Below are 14,597 nucleotides of genomic sequence, written 5' to 3'. Positions count from 1 at the left end.
TATGACGCCGTTCGGCGAGAGGCTGCGGGCGCTCAGGCTCGAGCGCGGCGTCAGCCAGAAGGACATGGCGGCGGCGATCGGCGTCAGCGCCGCCTATCTCTCGGCGCTCGAGCATGGCAGGCGCGGCGCGCCGACCTGGACGCTGATCCAGAAGATCATCGGCTATTTCAACGTCATCTGGGACGACGCCGAGGAGCTGGCGCGGCTGGCCGAAGCTTCGCACCCGCGTGTAAAACTCGATACGTCGGGCCTCAATCCCGCCGCCACCGAGCTCGCCAACCTCCTGGCCGAGAACATCGAGAAGCTTGACGAAGCGGAACTGCGCCGCATCACCGCCTCGATCCGCGCTGCACTCGGCCGGCTGAAGTAACAGGTTTTACCCGGATTTCGCGGAGGGTCTGCCGGAGCACAGAACAGTGCCCGCCGGCGAACCGCCAGCGGGCAGCTGTGGCTGGATCAAGGCTTGCCGGCCGTGCTGCCATTGGGGTTGCCGCCCTTGGTGCCCGGGCGGTCATGGTCGTGGCCATTGTTGCCGCCGCCCAGGCAGTCCGACGCGCCGGCGGTGCCGCAACAACGGCCGGCCCAAAGGTCATTGAGGTTGGTGTGCACGCAGCTGACCGTCTGGTCGGCCATCGCGGATCCGCCCAGGGCCGACACGGCGGCGAAGGCGAGAAGGGTGTTGCGCAGAAGAGCAGTCATTTGAAGTCTCCATGGTTGGGTTTCGTCGTTCACGGCTGTGTGTCGCCGGGTGGACGGAAATGGTTCACGGAGAGGTGGAGATTTTTTTGGGAGGGATGCGTGGAGGCCTACGAAAGGGGACTAGCCGGCAACGTCGGCGCCGCCCCTCATCCGCCTGCCGGCACCTTCTCCCCGTATAGAGACGGGGAGAAGGGAACAGCCGCGCCGTCGGCGATTGTCTTGCGGCGTTGATGATTGGCGAAAGCGGCGATGACAGCATCTTTCTCCCCGTCACTATACGGGGAGAAATGCCCGGCTGGGCAATGAGGGGCGGCGCCAGCCTCGGCAGTTTGCTGAAGAGAACGTCAGAGGGACCGCGAAGGCGGCCCGCCCCTACTCCACCGACCCGACCAGCACCTGCTGGCCGCCGCGGATGGAGACCCAGCGGCCGGTGTTGTCGATCGCCTGCCGCTTGAGGAAGCGGTAACCGGTCTGGTCCCAGGCCTTGACCTTGTCGTTCAGATTGTCGAGCACGTAGTCGCCCTTGTCGGTGCGCACGGTCAGCACGGAATGGCCTTCGCCATCGGGCTTGCGCACCACGGTGATCAGCAGGTCGGAAAGCGATATGCCCATGCGGGACAGCCGGCGGCGCTTCTCCAGCACGTAGTCCTCGCAATCGCCGACGCCCTTGTCGGGATAGGCCCAGACCTCGTCCTTGCCGTAAATGTCCATGTCGCTCATCGGCTTGACGGCGGCGTTGACCCGGGCGGTGACGCCGGCGAGCTTGCTCATCAGGCCGTTGGTCATCCTGGCCGGTGCCAGATTGCTCGGACGGATCGAGCATTCGCCGGGGTGCTGCTTGCAGAAATCGTAGTGGCCGATCGGCTGCGAGGTGATGCCGCCGGTCGCCATCGCTCCGGCAGCCATTGCCGGCCAGCTTCCCGTGGCTGCCAGACCGGCCGCAGCCACGCACAAACGCAGCCTTCTCGCCATTGTTGAGGAATTCATTGTCCCCGCTCACCCTGTTGTTAACGAAACGTTAAGGGCGATTGACAGTCCGTGTCAATTACGACGACGGACTGATTTGCGGCATGGTTACCCGCGGGGAGGCACAGCGTCTATTGTGCAACAGAACCGGCCGGCGGCCGATTTCTCGGACTTTGTTCCGGAATGGCCTACCGCTTGGCGGTGCGGACCAGCTTCGGCTTCACCGCGACGCGGGTCTGGCGGCCATAGCTGGTGATGAAGTCGACGATGCGAGGCACGATCTCGGAGCGGAAGCGCGAGCCGTTGAAGACGCCGTAATGGCCGACCGCCGGCTGCATGTAATGCGCCTTCTTGTCGGCCGGGATGTTGACGCACAGATCCTGCGCCGCCTTGGTCTGGCCGAGGCCCGATATGTCGTCGTTCTCGCCCTCGACCGTGAACAGGGCGACGTTGCGGATGGCCGATGTATCGATGCGGGTGCCGCGATGCGTCATCTCGCCCTTGGGCAAGGCATGGCGCACGAACACGGTGTCGACGGTCTGCAGGTAGAATTCCGCCGTCAGGTCCATGACCGCCAGATATTCGTCGTAGAAGTCGCGGTGTTTTTCGGCATTGTCGCCGTCATGCTTCACAAGGTGCATGAAGAAGTCCTTGTGGGCGATGATGTGGCGGTCGAGATTCATGCTCATGAAGCCCGACAGCTGCAGGAAGCCCGGATAGACCTCGCGGCCGAAGCCCGGCACCGGCCAGGGCGCGCGCATGACGACATTGTCGCGGAACCAGTCGATGCCCTTTTCCTCGGCCAGCAGATTCACCGCGGTCGGGTTCCGGCGTGTGTCGATCGGCCCGCCCATCAGGGTCATGGTCGACGGCACGAAGGGGTCGCCCTTCGCCTCCATCAGCGCCACCGCCGCCAGAACCGGCACGGAAGGCTGGCACACCGCCATCACATGGGTGTCGGGACCGAGCGCATGGAACATCTCGATGATGTAGTCGATATAGTCGTCGAGATCGAAGCTGCCGTCGGCCAGCGGCACCATGCGGGCGTCGAGCCAGTCGGTGATGTGGACATCGGCATAGGGCAGCATGGCTTCCACCGTACCGCGCAGCAGCGTCGCATAGTGGCCCGACATCGGCGCCACGATCAAAAGCTTCGGATCCGCCTTGCGTCCGGCGGGAACGGCGCGCTCGAAGCGCACGAGATTGCAGAACGGCTTCGACCAGACGGTTTTTTCGGTGACCTCGACGCTCTTCCAGTCGACGACGGTCTTGTCGAGGCCGAAGACAGGCTTGCCGTAGCGGCGCGTGGTGCGTTCGAACAGTTCGGCGCCCGCCGCGACCGAACGGCCCCAGGGCGTGTGCGCAATCGGATTGAGCGGATTGGAATAGAACATCCGCACCGCGTCGGCATAGAGCCGGGCCGGCTGCAGCGCCGCATGGTTCCATTCGTAGAGCTGGTAGAACATCGACAACCCCGCTGCTGCTGCGACCGAAGGGACGACGAGCAGCGCCGAGCCTCAAATGTCTCGTGGCGAAGTTAACAACTAATTGCTGCGATGCAATACGTCACGTGGCGTGACCAATGGTTCTTTCGTCCAAAGCGCCGGAAATCGGGCTTGAACGGCCGAGCCGGCTCAATGTGCAGTGCCGAAATGTGTAGGAAATGTGTCCGGCCCTGCTGCCGGACACCAGACATGATCCCGAAAAGTGGTTGCCGGTTTTTGCTTCGCTGACCTGCGGTTCGGAAGAGATCATGGTCCAGGGAAATGCAATCAGACACGCGCCATGCAGACCGAGGTATGGCCGGAACCGATGAAGCCGAGCTGGCCGGCGGCGCCCTTCGACAGGTCGAGCACGCGCCCCTTGATGAACGGGCCGCGATCGTTGATGCGCACGATGACGCTTTTGCCATTGTTCTTGTTGGTGACGCGCAATTTGGTGCCGAACGGCAGGGTGCGGTGGGCGGCGGTCATCGCCGACGGGTTCATGCGCTCGCCCGATGCGGTGCGCGAATGCAGCGCGTACCAGGAAGCACGGCCGCACTGGCCGGCGGCGGCGGTTGCTGAAGTGGCGGAAGCGCCGACCATCAGGCCAGCAGCGATCGTTACCGCGACAAGCGCGGTCTGATTTAGCGTCTTCATATTTGAGGGATGGCTCCGTTTTTGACAGACCCCAGCCGTTAGGTGCTGAATAAGGCAGGAAATGCGGCGATGATCTGTCAGTTCCGTGGCAAGATCACACGTTTGGAGTCGGCGGGTAACAGTCTGTCAGGGATTTTCCGGCACGATTTGATCCACTTTCGATGATCTTCGGGCCGATTTCGAGAGTCGCTTTGACAAGATATCGGATTAATATCCAAGTAGAATCCGACGTGATTGAGCCCCTTCCTTTGGCTCTTTCATCACGCTCATCGCATGCGAAACGATCGACTTGAAAAGCGAGATCCGTCAATGAGAATGAGCAAAAATCTGCTGGCCTTGATTGTGCTGGCTGTCGGCGCGGTGTGGTCGCTGCAAGGCATCGGCGTGGTCGGTGGCAGCTTCATGACCGGCCAGTCGCAATGGCTCTATATCGGCCTCGTTGCCATGCTTGTCGGCCTGGCCGGGCTGGTATGGGCGAACCGGTAGGGCTTCGACAGGAGAGGTCGACCCCCCACTCCGTCTCGGCTTCGCCGAGCCACCTCTCCCCCGATCGACGGGGGAGAGGAAAGGCGCGAGCTGGCCTACCTGGGCTCCCTTCCTCTCCCTCCGGAGGGGGGAGAGGTGGCGCTGCGAAGCAGCGACGGAGTGGGGGAAGGCGCTCGTCAATCGCACCGTCGCCGCAAGATGGGCACAGCCCGACGTGCAAGAGAACAGTCGGTCCATTCTGTTACCTATCGATCCGGTTCGGACAGAATGCGCCCCCGACAACCCTAACCGAACAGCCGGTCCAATATCATCCCCTCAAGCCGGGCGAGCTCGGTGGAGCCGCGCCGGCGCGGGCGGGCGACCGGCACCTCCAGGTCGAGCGCGATCCGGCCTTCGCTGATCACCACCACACGGTCGGCGAGCGCGACCGCTTCGGCGACATCATGGGTGACCAGCACGGCGGTGAATTTCTGGGCGAGCCAGATGCGTTCCAGCAATTGCTGCATCTCGATGCGGGTCAGCGCGTCAAGTGCGCCGAGCGGCTCGTCGAGCGCCAGGATCTGCGGGTGGCCGACCAAAGCGCGGGCGAGCGCCACGCGCTGCTTCTGGCCGCCTGACAGCACCGAGGGCCATTCGCCGGCGCGATCGGCAAGGCCGACCTCGCCCAGAATGCCGAGCGCGCGTTGCCTTGCATCGGCGCCGGCAGCGATGCCGGTCAGCCCGACCTCGACATTTTTCACGACACTCGCCCATGGCAGCAGGCGCGGCTCCTGGAACATGAAGCGGGTGCGGCTGTGGCCTTCTTCCTCGGCGCCCAGCGTCAGCGATCCCGATGTCGGCCGGTCGAGCCCAGCCAGCAGCCGGAGCAGCGTGCTCTTGCCGCAGCCGCTCTTGCCGATGACGGCGACGAACTGGCCGGCCGGCACGTCGAGGTCGATGCCGTCGAGCACGATCTTGTCGCCGAAGCGTTTTTCCACGCCCTTGAAGGCGAAGGCGCGGCGTCCCTCGACCGCTATCGCCGGACGCGTGGGCACCGGTGCGGCGACGAAGGAACGGACGGAGGTCAGGCTGGCGGCTGGCATCGGAACCTCATCCGTTCTGGAAGGCGGGATGCCAGCCGAGCGACAGCCGCTCGAGCAGGCGGGCGAGGCTGTCGGCGAGCTTGCCGAGCAGCGCATAGATCAGGATCGACAGCACGACGACATCGATCAGCAGGAATTCGCGCGCCTGCATGGCCATGTAGCCGAGGCCGGAACTGGCCGAGATGGTTTCGGCGACGATCAGCGTCAGCCACATGATGCCGAGCGCATAGCGCAGGCCGACGAAGATCGCCGGCAGCGCGCCGGGCAGGATGACGCGGAAGAACAGGGCGCGCCGGTCCATGCCGTAGACGCGGCCCATCTCGACCAGTTGCGGATCGACGCTCTGTATGCCGAGCAGCGTGTTGATGTAGATCGGAAAGAACACGCCGAGCGCCACCAGGAACAGTTTTGCTTCCTCGTCGATGCCGAACCACAGGATGACGAGCGGGATCAGCGCCAGATGCGGGATGTTGCGGATCATCTGCAGCGTGGTGTCGGTCAGGCCGCGGCTGAGCCGCGACAGCCCGTTGGCGAGGCCGAGCGCGAAGCCGATCGAACCGCCCACCGCAAAGCCGGCAAGGGCGCGCGCCGTGGAAACGCCGATGTTGCGGATCAGCTCGCCCGACAGCGTCAGCCGCCAGAAGGCCTCGGCGACGGCACTCGGCGCCGGCAGGACATTGGCCGGCATGACGCCCGCGCGGCTGGCAATCTCCCAGCCGGCGATGACCAGCACCGGCAACACCCAGCCGATGGCGTTTGCGTGGAGGCGCGCTGAAAAGCTCATGAGGAGGCCTGCAGGCGGGCGGCACCATGGAAGCCGACCGAGAATTCGTTGGCGATGTCGCGATGCGCCCCCTGCCGGCTGGTGCCGAGCCCGAGGCGCGGGAACAAAAGCTCGGCGACGCGGTAGGCTTCCTCGAGATGCGGATAGCCGGAGCCGATGATGGTGTCGATGCCGATCGCCTGGTATTCGCGGATGCGCTCCACGATCTGCTCCGGCGTGCCGACCAGCGCGGTACCGGCGCCGCCGCGCACCAGGCCGACGCCGGCCCATAGATTGGGTGAGACGACAAGCCTGTCGCGGCGGCCGCCATGCAGTTCGGCCATGCGGCGCTGGCCGACCGAGTCCATCTGGGTGAGGAAACGCGCCTGGGCGTTTTCGATCTGGGCGTCGGTGACATGGCTGATCAGCCGGTCGGCGGCGCGCCAGGCTTCGTCCTCGGTCTCGCGGACGATGAAATGCAGCCGGATGCCGAAACGCAGTTTCCGGCCGCGCCGCGCTGCCTTCGCACGTGCAGAAGCAAGCTTTTCAGCCACTTGCGCCGGCGGCTCGCCCCATGTAAGATACATGTCTACGAGATCGGCGGCGAGTTCCTGCCCGGCATCGGACGAGCCGCCGAAATAGAGCGGCGGCCGTTCCTGGCTGGGCAAAAGGTCGAGGCGGCCATTCTCGACGCGATAATATTTGCCGTCGAAATTGACGCGCTCGCCCGACACCAGGCCGCGCCAGATGGTCAGGAATTCATGCGCCTGGGCATAGCGCTCGTCATGCGGCAGGAAGACGCCATCGCCGGCGAGTTCTGTCGGGTTGCCGCCGACCACGACGTTGAGCAGCAGGCGGCCATTGCTCAGCCGGTCGAGTGCCGCCGTCTGGCGCGCGGCGAAGGTCGGCAGGGTCACGCCCGGCCGCAGCGCCACCAGGAATTTGAGTTTTTCGGTGAGCGTGGCGAGGCCCGTCGCGGTGATCCAGGAATCCTCGCAATTCTGCCCGGTCGGCAAAAGCACGCCGGGAAAGCCTAGCCGGTCGACGGCCTGGGCGATCTCCTTGAAGTAGCCGAATTCCGGCGGCCGCTGCTGTTGCTCCGAACCGAGATAGGAGCCGTCGCCATGCGTCGGGATGAACCAGAAGAAATCGAGCGGGCTGGCGGGCGGGGTGATGTCTGGCACGAGCGGAACTCCCGGAGATACAGGCACAAACGGCAACGGCGCCGAACGTTTCCGCCCGGCGCCGCATGAAAGAAATCAGTTTCCCGGCGCGGTCCACACGGCGTCGGAGATGCGGACCGCCTTCGGGATCAGGCCGAGCTTGTAGAAACGGTCGGCGGTCGCCTGCTGACTGGCGACGATTTCGTCGGTGATCGGAAAGATGCCGAACTTGGTGCGGTTGGCGGCGATGGTCTGGGCGTCGAGCGGTACACCGGTCACCTCGTGCAGCGCCTCGGCCACATTGTCACGGTTCTGGTCCGCCCATTTCGCCGCTTCGCCGAGCGCTGATATGGCGGTGGTGATGATCTCGGGACACGCCTTGGCGAAATCCTTGTTGGCGAGGAAATAGGTGTTGACCTTGAGCACCTCGCTGGAGCGGGCCAGCACGCGCGGCTGGTAGCGCGTTTCGGCAATGGCGAAGAACGGATCCCAGACCGCCCAGGCGTCGATCTGGTCGCTGGCGAAGGCGGCGGCGGCATCGGCGGGGCTGAGATAGACAGGCGTGATCTGATCGAAGGCAATGCCGGCCTTTTCCAGCGCGGCGACGAGCAGATTATGCGCGGACGTGCCCTTGCCGACGCCGATGCGCTTGCCCTTGAGGTCGGCGACTGACTGGACCGGCGAGGCCGGCTTGACGAAGATCGCCTCGCCGTCGCCATTGGACGGCAATGCCGCCGCATAGACGATGTTGGCGCCGGCCGACTGGCCGAAGATCGGCGGCGCGTCGCCAGTCCAGCCGACGTCGATGGCGCCGACATTGAGCGCCTCGACCAGGGGTGGGCCGGCGGTGAATTCCACCCATTTGACGGCGACGCCCTTGTCGGCGAGCGCCTTCTCGATCACCTGCTGCTGCCGGGCGATCACCGGCAGGCCGGTCTTCTGATAGCCGATGTTGAGCTGCGTCAGCTCCTGCGCGGCGGCGCCGAACGACAGGGCGACGGTAGCGGCGAGCAGGCCGATGCCGAACACGCGTCTCGTCAGATTGAACATGGTCCCTCTCCTTCGCTGCGGATCGGCGCCGGGAAAACGTCCTCGCCGGTTGGATGAGGGACAAGGCTAGGTAGTTCTATAAATTTAGTAGAGGAATGATTTTGCGAGTTGGCGCCGTGGTGCGGAAATATCTTCCATGGCAACCCGGCATTCGTCATCCGCGCGAGGCAAGGAGCGAAGCGGTGCAGTGTAAAAGGTGACGAATAAAGGCTTTGGCCAGGACCGTGCGCCGGGGATTATATCGCTTTCACCAGCCGCAGCAGGCCCAGCATCTCGACATAGGTCCCCTTGCGGAAAGCGATGTAGACCGGCTCTTCCATGCCATGGAAGCGGCGCTTGAAGGCCGCCTGGCCCTGCAGGTTGAACCTGCGGCGGTTAACCCATGGCGAAGAGTAGGCGCGCTGGAAAGTGTCGCGCCAGAAATCGCTTTCGGCAAATCCGCTCGGGGTGATGTCGACCAGCGGCGACAGGCCGAGCGTGACCACCGAGATGCCTTCTTCGCGAAACCGGTCGACGGCGAATTTGGTCAGGCCGATCTCGGCATGCGGCGAGGCATCGATGTGCTTGCGCTTGAAGGCGGTGGTGTAGCCGATGACCTTGCCGTCGGCAAACAACGGATCGAAATCGAGCAGCGCGATCAGCTCGCCATCGGGACTGTGCAGGACGAAGCGGCGCATGTCGGTGCCGAGCTGATCGTAGAACGGCCGGTTGAGAAAGCCCATTTCCCAGCGCTTGACGATGCGGTCGCCGCGCCAGTTCTCCGACAGCCGGGCGATCTCATCGAGGAAGACCGTCCGCCTGTCTTCCTCGAACGAAAAGCCCTTCTTCAAGAGCCAGCGCTCGGAATAGCGCACGGTCTCGTTGCGCTTGCCGGAAAAGTCATGCTCGGGCAGGACAAGGCGGGTGTCGATGCCCAGCCGGTTGACCTTGTAGCCGAGCCCGGCCAGCACGCGCGCGGTCTGCGCGCTGATCTGCACGAACCACGGGTCGCCGGCGGCCTCGACGAAGCGTCTGATATAGTCAGGCCGCCGCGCGGGCGCCGCCACCGGGTCTCCAAGCGCGAAATGATGTTTCATCTTGGTGCCGAAGGCGATGTAGCCGTCGGCGTCGCCAAAATAGGAAAGCTTGTGCTGCACGGCAGTCGAATAGGCGAGCGAGAAGTCGCCATGGCGGCGAACCATCGCCAGGCGTTCGACATGCGTCAGCGCCAGGCGCTCGACCCTGGGCGAGGCACGCTCGAGGATTTTGTCGAAATAGATCCGCAAGGAGGGCATGGTCGAGATTCCGCGTGCCGTCTGTGACGCGACGTGCCTTTCGGCACGCAAGACGCGCCACGGCGCCTTGATTTTTCGCGGGAAGCCGAAATCGCTGCGCTTTCGAATTCCTGCGTCGGTAATGAGATCCGCCAGCGCCCGGAACTCGAATCAATCACATTGCCGCGACCTGATTATCGCCGATGCCGCCGATATGCCATATAGGGCTGCATGGTTTCGGACAGAAGCGGGCATTGCGCGCCATGTCGTTGTTTTGGCCGCATTTGCGTGATGGGCGTTGTCAGGTGGGTGCGATGCTCTGGTGCGCAACCGCGGCCCGGCGCAAGGCCCAGGCGATCGGCACCGATCCGCTGAATGGGTCTGCGCGCGATCAAACGGTTACAGCGTCCTGCGACCTTGTCGGGATGCAGCGGCGGTTGAATGGGTTTTGAGAGTGAATGGCTGATACGACAACCAGACAGAGGGCGGAGCAGATGACGGCGGTCGAGCCGGCGATCGTCATTGGCGCCGGCGCCGCCGGACTGGCGGTCGCGCAGGCCCTTATCAAGGCCGGCGTGCCGGTGGCGATTCTGGAAAAGGAGAGCCGGCTTGCCGAGCCCTGGCATCGGCGACACCAGCAGCTGCATCTCAACACCCATCGCGACCTCTCGGCGCTGCCCGGCCTTGCCTATCCCGGAGGTACGCCGGCCTTTCCACCAAAGAGCGTCGTCATCCGCCACATGAACGATTTCCGCGAGGCGAACCAGCTGCCGGTGGAGTTCGGCGTCGCCGTCGAGACCCTCGTGTTCCGGGGCGACCATTGGGCGGTGCGCACCAGCGCCGGCTCGCGCCTGGCGCGTCACGTCGTCGTCGCCACTGGCCGCGACAAGGAGCCCTTCACGCCGCAGTGGAAGGGTATGCAGGCCTTCGCGGGCCGGATCATCCATTCCGCGGATTTCGGCGACGCGAACTCCTATGCCGGCAAGAAGGTGCTGGTCGTCGGCGCCGGCAATTCGGGCTTCGACGCCCTCAATCATCTGGCCGGTGTGGATGTGGCTTCTCTCTGGCTGTCGGCCCGCAATGGCCCCGCCCTTCTGCCCAAGCGCATCGGCCAGATCGCCGTGCACCGGCTTTCGCCGCTCATGGCGCGGCTGCCGCTGCGCGTCGCCGATGCGGCGATCGCCGCGACGCAGCGCCTGGTTTTCGGCGATCTCACCAAATTCGGCATGCCGCCCGCGCCGTCGGGCGGCGCCAGCCGCCTGACCTCGGACTACACTGCGATCGCCGCCGATGACGGCGCGGTCGACGCCATCAAATCGGGCAAGATCACCGTGGTGCCGGCGATACGGGAATTCAGCCGCGACGGCGTGGTCCTTGCCAATGGCAGCCTGATCGATCCCGATATCGTCATTGCCGCGACGGGCTACCGCACCGGGCTGGAGCGCATGGTCGGCAATCTCGGCGTGCTCGACGGCAAGGGCGTCCCGCTCTTCAACGGCGGCGAGGCCGATCCGAAACTGCCGGGCCTGTGGTTCACCGGCATGCGGCCGAGTATTCGCGGCTGCTTCGCCAATGCCGCCATATTGGGCAAGGCGATCGCCAGGCGGATCGCCGGTGCCGGCCGCCAGCAAGCTGGCGCCTCACGCTGATTTGATCGCAGATCCGCGCGAAAAGCATATGACCGCTTTTGACATCACGCCGATTTCGGCTCCAGCCGGCGGAAACCGACGGCGTCCGTCAGCATCTCCTCGTCGACCATGCCGGCATTGTGGAGCGCGAGCAGGTTCAGGGCGATTTCGCGTGCTTCCGGCGAATCGGGCCGTGCCTCGCGCCGCAGGCAGGCTTCGTCAAAGACGCGCTGCAGCCTGGCGATGTCGGCGGGCTTGAGCAGGCCGCGGTCATAGACTGACTTCGACATGGCGATGGTCTCCTGAGAACGACCTAGGGCGCCACCAGTAAATTGCCAATCTTTCCCGAGGCTTGAATGCAAGAAGAAGGGCTTCGGGATCACCGAAGCCCGTCCACGCATAGCCTCGCGGGATATCAAACCGCGATCTTGCCGCCGCCTTGCCTGGTGATGGCGACGACCGAGGGCCGCACCGGCATGTCGGGTTTGAAGTCGGGCCAACGGGTCGACGGATCCTCATAGTAGGACGGGCGGCCGAAACCTTCCCAATCCTCGCCGCCATCGCCCGGATGCTGGACCGCGACGAAAGCGGTTTGGTCGTCGGGCGCAAACAGTGGGCCGCACATTTCCGCGCCGATCGGCACGCGGAAGAACAGCTTTGAGGTCGCTCGCGCGGCCCCCTCCGTGTCGACCGCCCACAGGCCATCGGTGCGGCCCGTGGCCTTCGGACCCTGGCCGTCTGTGGCGACCCACAGGCGCCCGGCCGAATCGACCGCGCAATTGTCGGGCATGCCGAACCAGCCATTGGCCGTCGTCGCCGTCGAGAAGGTGGCGCCGACATCGGCAACCGAGGGATCGCCGCATTTCAAAAGCACCTCCCATTTGCCCTTTGCGGCGGTGAAATCACCGTCGGTCTCGGTGATCTCGATGATGTGACCGAAGGCATTTTCGGCGCGCGGGTTGGCGGCGTCGACCTGGTCGGCCTTGCGCTTCGAATTGTTGGTCAGCATGACATAGACCTTGCCGTTGACCCCGTTGGGCTGGATGTCCTCGGGCCGGTCCATCTTGGTGGCGGCGAGCAGATCGGCGGCGCGCCGCGTCTCGATCAGCACGTCGGCCTGGCTGCCAAAGCCGTTTTCCGCCGTCAGCGGCCCCTGGCCGAAGACGATCGGCAGCCAGTCCACCGTGCCGTCCTCGGCGAATTTGGCGACATGCAGCGTGCCGTCGTCGAGCAGGTCCTTGTTGGCGGCATGGTCGTTGGCGTTGAACGTGCCCTTGGTGACGAATTTGTAGACATAGTCGAAGCGCTCGTCGTCGCCGAGATAGAAGACGACGCGGCCGTCCTTGGCGACGATCGATTCGGCGCCTTCATGCTTGAAGCGGCCCATGGCGGTGCGCTTCCTCGGCGTCGAATTCGGATCGTTGACGTCGACCTCGACGATCCAGCCGAAGCGGTTGGGTTCGTTCGGCTCCTTGGCGAGATTGAACCGGTCGTAATGCGCGCCCCATTCATAGGCGCCTTCCGGAATGCCGAGCCGCTTGTAGTTGGCGGCTTCCTTGTGGCCTTCCGGCAGTTCGCCGGAGAAATAGCCGTGGATGTTCTCCTCGGCCATCACATAGGTGCCCCACGGCGTGACGCCGCCGGCGCAATTGTTGCAAGTGCCGAACACTTTTGTGCCGGACGGGTCGGCATTGGTCTTGACGCGATCATGGCCGGCGACCGGACCAGATAGCGCCATTTCGGTGGTCGAGGTGATGCGGCGGTTGTGCTTGCCGTCGCGCACCACTTGCCATTTGCCACCTTGCTTGCGGATCTCGACGATGGTGCCGCCATGCGCCGCCATCTCGACATCGACCTGCTCCTTCGAGAGCGGGGCGACCTCGGCCTTCGTCTTCCCGTCCTTCTCGACGATCGAAACGATGCCCGGGAACATCAAATGCGGGTTGGTGTATTCGTGGTTGACCACGAGCAGGCCGTGCTCGGCCGAGCCGTCGATCGCGATGTAGCCGACATAGTCATTGTTGTAGCCGAACTGCCTGGCCTGTGCCTCAGCCGACTGTTTCGTCGGGTCGAACTCCGGCGAATCGGCAAACAGCGGATCGCCCCAGCGCAACAGCACGTCGGCGTCGTAGCCCGGCGCGACATGATGCCTGTCGTCGATGCCGGCCTGGAGCTCGTCGAATTTGAAGGCCGAGCCTTCCGCGGCGCGGGCATCGTCGGCGGCGGTCAAGGCCAGCGGGCCGACGGTCGCGGCGATCGCCGAGACGGCGAGCGATCCCTTCAGGAACCCCCGGCGTGAGAATCGCGCGGCGATGATCTCGCCCATGGTGCGGTTTTCGGTGGGGTTGATGGCCGGACCGTCGTTTTCCTCGAGCAGGCTGGTGCGGAATCGGGTGTCGGAGGAGCGATGTTCGGTCATGAGGGGCCTCTGGCTTTGGAGTGGCTGGAGCTTTTGTCGCCCTTCGACCCCTACAGCCGGCTGATCACATTTTCGTGACATCATACCTGCCCCGACGCTCCGGGCGAGGCGGATGTCACCCGTGATGTCGGACTTTAGTCCAACCTTGCGCTTGCAAAGGTCCTGGAGGACAAACGCAACGGTCGGAGGTCGCTTCCGGCCAATACATCTTTCGGCGATGTTGCGGGTTGCAACGTTGGGGTGGGCGCGCCGGCTCAATCGACGGAGATCATGATGCACGGATCGATCACGGCCCGGTGTGGCCGGCTGACGCTCGTTTCGGCGGCTGCCCTGGCGTTGACCATCATTCCCTATCGAATTGCCCTGCACCACTCCAACCCCGGAATCGACGCCGCGTCGGCACAGGCCGCCAGTGGCGGCAATGGCGGTGGTAACGGTGGCGGCAATGGCGGTGGCAACGGCGGCGGTAACGGCGGTGGCAACGGCGGCGGTAATGGCGGTGGCAACGGCGGTAACAGCGGCGGCGGTAACAGCAGCAGCAGTGGCGGTAGCGGCGGTAACAGCAGCAGCGGCGGTGGTAGCGGCGGTAACAGCAGCGGCGGCAATGGTGGTAACAGCGGCAACGGGAATGGAAACAGCGGCAATTCCGGAACGGATGGCAAAGGTGACAACTCGGCATCCGGCAAGGGTCAGAGCGACAATGGCGTCAGCCATGTCAACGTCTCGACCGGCGACAAGGTCGAGGTGAGCGGCAACAAGATCACCGTCACGCATCCCGACGGCATCACCGAAAAGATCGAGAACGGCCGTTTCAAGATGAAGGATGCGCTGGGTCGCACGATCATCGACCGCCGAGCCACGCCGGCCGACGTCAGCCGGCTAAAGGCCTTGTGAAACCGGCCAACAGGCAACGGCCGGTTTCACATGTCACCTCCGCCGCCCCCGGC

At 64.5% G+C, this 14,597-nt stretch carries 16 protein-coding genes; 5 read left to right on the top strand and 11 right to left on the bottom strand.

Annotated elements, in window-relative coordinates; genetic code table 11:
- Window position 1 precedes the first annotated feature (1 nt).
- Window positions 2–370, top strand: a complete 369-nt coding sequence (locus JG746_RS04290) for a helix-turn-helix domain-containing protein (protein ID WP_202357042.1) — start codon at window positions 2–4, stop codon at window positions 368–370.
- A gap of 86 nt (window positions 371–456) precedes the next feature.
- Here JG746_RS04290 and JG746_RS04285 read toward each other — a convergent pair whose 3' ends face one another.
- The 4 genes from JG746_RS04285 to JG746_RS04270 all read right to left on the bottom strand — a co-directional run bounded on the left by JG746_RS04285 (window position 457) and on the right by JG746_RS04270 (window position 3,806).
- Window positions 457–699, bottom strand: a complete 243-nt coding sequence (locus JG746_RS04285; protein WP_202357041.1) for a hypothetical protein — start codon at window positions 697–699, stop codon at window positions 457–459.
- A 372-nt stretch (window positions 700–1,071) separates the two neighbouring features.
- On the bottom strand, window positions 1,072–1,686 hold the full coding sequence (locus JG746_RS04280) for a transglutaminase-like cysteine peptidase (RefSeq protein WP_202357040.1): 615 nt from the start codon (window positions 1,684–1,686) through the stop codon (window positions 1,072–1,074).
- A gap of 167 nt (window positions 1,687–1,853) precedes the next feature.
- Window positions 1,854–3,131 carry a polyhydroxyalkanoate depolymerase gene (locus JG746_RS04275; RefSeq protein WP_202357039.1) on the bottom strand — a complete coding sequence of 426 codons (1,278 nt, stop codon included), beginning with the start codon at window positions 3,129–3,131 and terminating at the stop codon, window positions 1,854–1,856.
- Window positions 3,132–3,437: 306 nt separating this feature from the next.
- Complete coding sequence (locus tag JG746_RS04270; RefSeq protein ID WP_202357038.1) at window positions 3,438–3,806, bottom strand: septal ring lytic transglycosylase RlpA family protein; 369 nt, start codon at window positions 3,804–3,806, stop codon at window positions 3,438–3,440.
- A 309-nt stretch (window positions 3,807–4,115) separates the two neighbouring features.
- Between JG746_RS04270 and JG746_RS04265 the strand changes: the two genes are divergently transcribed.
- Window positions 4,116–4,292 carry a hypothetical protein gene (locus tag JG746_RS04265; protein WP_202357037.1) on the top strand — a complete coding sequence of 59 codons (177 nt, stop codon included), beginning with the start codon at window positions 4,116–4,118 and terminating at the stop codon, window positions 4,290–4,292.
- A 284-nt stretch (window positions 4,293–4,576) separates the two neighbouring features.
- Here JG746_RS04265 and JG746_RS04260 read toward each other — a convergent pair whose 3' ends face one another.
- The 5 genes from JG746_RS04260 to JG746_RS04240 form a co-directional block, all read right to left on the bottom strand.
- Complete coding sequence (locus JG746_RS04260) at window positions 4,577–5,374, bottom strand: ATP-binding cassette domain-containing protein (protein ID WP_202357036.1); 798 nt, start codon at window positions 5,372–5,374, stop codon at window positions 4,577–4,579.
- Between the two features lie 7 nt (window positions 5,375–5,381).
- The gene (locus JG746_RS04255) at window positions 5,382–6,158 is read right to left on the bottom strand and encodes an ABC transporter permease subunit (RefSeq protein ID WP_202357035.1); all 777 of its coding nucleotides are present in this window, start codon (window positions 6,156–6,158) and stop codon (window positions 5,382–5,384) included.
- Complete coding sequence (ssuD, locus tag JG746_RS04250) at window positions 6,155–7,312, bottom strand: FMNH2-dependent alkanesulfonate monooxygenase (protein ID WP_202359256.1); 1,158 nt, start codon at window positions 7,310–7,312, stop codon at window positions 6,155–6,157. The genes JG746_RS04255 and ssuD overlap by 4 nt, the downstream gene beginning before the upstream one ends.
- Window positions 7,313–7,396: 84 nt before the next feature.
- Window positions 7,397–8,350, bottom strand: a complete 954-nt coding sequence (locus tag JG746_RS04245) for a sulfonate ABC transporter substrate-binding protein (RefSeq protein ID WP_202357034.1) — start codon at window positions 8,348–8,350, stop codon at window positions 7,397–7,399.
- A 236-nt stretch (window positions 8,351–8,586) separates the two neighbouring features.
- The gene (locus JG746_RS04240) at window positions 8,587–9,624 is read right to left on the bottom strand and encodes a phosphatidylglycerol lysyltransferase domain-containing protein (protein WP_202357033.1); all 1,038 of its coding nucleotides are present in this window, start codon (window positions 9,622–9,624) and stop codon (window positions 8,587–8,589) included.
- Here JG746_RS04240 and JG746_RS04235 point away from each other — a divergent pair.
- A complete protein-coding gene (locus JG746_RS04235) occupies window positions 9,623–9,895 on the top strand; it encodes a hypothetical protein (protein WP_202357032.1) in 273 nt (90 codons plus the stop codon). The genes JG746_RS04240 and JG746_RS04235 overlap by 2 nt on opposite strands.
- Window positions 9,896–10,061: 166 nt before the next feature.
- Entirely contained in the window at window positions 10,062–11,252 is a 1,191-nt protein-coding gene (locus JG746_RS04230) for a flavin-containing monooxygenase (RefSeq protein ID WP_202357031.1), read from the top strand.
- A gap of 44 nt (window positions 11,253–11,296) precedes the next feature.
- Here JG746_RS04230 and JG746_RS04225 read toward each other — a convergent pair whose 3' ends face one another.
- Both JG746_RS04225 and JG746_RS04220 read right to left on the bottom strand, forming a co-directional pair.
- The gene (locus tag JG746_RS04225; protein ID WP_202357030.1) at window positions 11,297–11,521 is read right to left on the bottom strand and encodes a hypothetical protein; all 225 of its coding nucleotides are present in this window, start codon (window positions 11,519–11,521) and stop codon (window positions 11,297–11,299) included.
- Window positions 11,522–11,646: 125 nt separating this feature from the next.
- A complete protein-coding gene (locus tag JG746_RS04220; RefSeq protein ID WP_202357029.1) occupies window positions 11,647–13,650 on the bottom strand; it encodes a PhoX family protein in 2,004 nt (667 codons plus the stop codon).
- A 273-nt stretch (window positions 13,651–13,923) separates the two neighbouring features.
- On the opposite strand from JG746_RS04220, the gene JG746_RS04215 reads away from it, so the two are divergent.
- Window positions 13,924–14,544 (top strand): hypothetical protein, encoded by a 621-nt coding sequence (locus JG746_RS04215; protein ID WP_202357028.1) that lies wholly within the window; start codon window positions 13,924–13,926, stop codon window positions 14,542–14,544.
- Window positions 14,545–14,597: the final 53 nt, after the last annotated feature.

The organism is Mesorhizobium sp. 113-3-3, assembly GCF_016756495.1.
In the GTDB taxonomy this organism is placed as follows: Bacteria; Pseudomonadota; Alphaproteobacteria; order Rhizobiales; family Rhizobiaceae; genus Mesorhizobium.
Note: the sequence above shows the minus strand (reverse complement) of the source record. Positions and strands in the feature narration are given on the sequence as shown.